Raw genomic sequence first — 1,520 nt, 5'->3', positions numbered from 1 at the left:
CGGTAGTAGATACCGTGCGACAAACACTTTTAAAAACCTGAAAACGGTTCTCTCACAGTATACCACAAAATACGATTGTCATGTATTTATTCATAATCTAGATTTCGACATTTCAAAAATCGCAAAGGACATTTTACCTGAAGCGGATTTAAAAAATTCGATTTTTATTAATAATGTCGTTACGGTATTTAAAACAGGTCTTAATGAATCCCAAATAACTGAAGAAAATGAAATTATTTCGCAACCTATTACATTTCATGATTCCAGCAAGCTTGTAATGGGTTCATTAAAAAAGATATGTGAGGATTTTAATATTTCGCAAGAAAAAGCAAAAATAGATTTAAAAGACCATATTTTGAAATTGGGATGGGCGCTTGACGCTGACGGAAACCCCACAAATGACCCGGGTAAATATGATGACCGGGAATCCCAAGGGAATTATTTTATGAAGGTCGATCCGTATGAACCTGAATTAAATGAATATTTACGGTTGGACTGTGTGGCATTATATGAAATTGTTACAATGCTTATTGAAATATCCGGCTTGCCGATTCATGAATTTTTAAAATGTCCTACTACCGCAAGTCTTGCAATGAAAGTATATCAAATGAATTATCCTGAAGATTATGAAAAGGCTATTTCCACGAATTACGGTTATAGCAAATGGGGCGAGTTTACAGAGGATTTTATACGCAAGGCATATTATGGTGGACGTACAGAAGTATTTCAAAGTGAATTAAATGGCGGCTTTCATTATGATGTAAATTCATTATATCCGTACGTTATGAAAGTGAACCCAATACCTATAGGGAAACCGCGTCACCATAAAGGAGACAAAGCCCGAAACGTATTTAAATATTGGTACAGCTATAGACAGGGCGGCGGTTTTTTAGAATGTGATATTCACATACCGACTACTTTACATATACCGCCTCTACCTCACAGAATGTACAAAAAATTATGTTTCCCGGTCGGTAACCTTTCAGGGATATGGACGTTTGAAGAAATTGAATTGGCGTTAGAAATGGGTGCTAAAATAAAAGAAATTCATCAATGTATTTATTTTGAAAAGACCGATTATATATTTAAAGATTTTGTCTCCTATTTTGAAGAGATTAAAAATACAAGTGATGGAGCAAAAAAGACGTTTGCAAAATTAATGCAAAATGCACTGTACGGAAAATTCGGTATGCAAAGGGTTCGGCAAACGATTTTACCTGTCACAGAAATTGAGACATGCGAAGAAAAAGGCTATCCTTATGTTGAATTATTTAACCCTGTATATGGACAAGAATTTATTGAAGCAGCCGTCCCCAGCAAAGCGCCGTATATTCAGCCGCATATAGCCGCCTACGTTACGTCATACGCGCGTATTTTATTATATAGAGGTTTAATTAAACAATTAGAAAAAGGCGATGTGGCATATTGTGATACCGATTCAATAGCATGTGAAGCTATTTTTGATGATGACATGGTTGACGATAGAGAGTACGGTAAATGGAAACTGGAAGGTATTCTTG

The 1,520-nt window shown here is 35.6% G+C and carries 1 protein-coding gene; it reads left to right on the top strand.

What is annotated here, in order from left to right; translation table 11 throughout:
- On the top strand, positions 1-1,520 hold a 1,520-nt coding region (locus tag ACFXKG_RS41230; protein WP_384850756.1), incomplete at both ends, for a DNA polymerase.

The sequence above is a fragment of the Streptomyces sp. NPDC059255 genome (genome assembly GCF_042752355.1).
Lineage (GTDB): Bacteria > Actinomycetota > Actinomycetes > Streptomycetales > Streptomycetaceae > Streptomyces.
The sequence above is the reverse complement of the archived record's forward strand: the minus strand, read 5'-3'. Positions and strand labels throughout refer to the sequence as shown.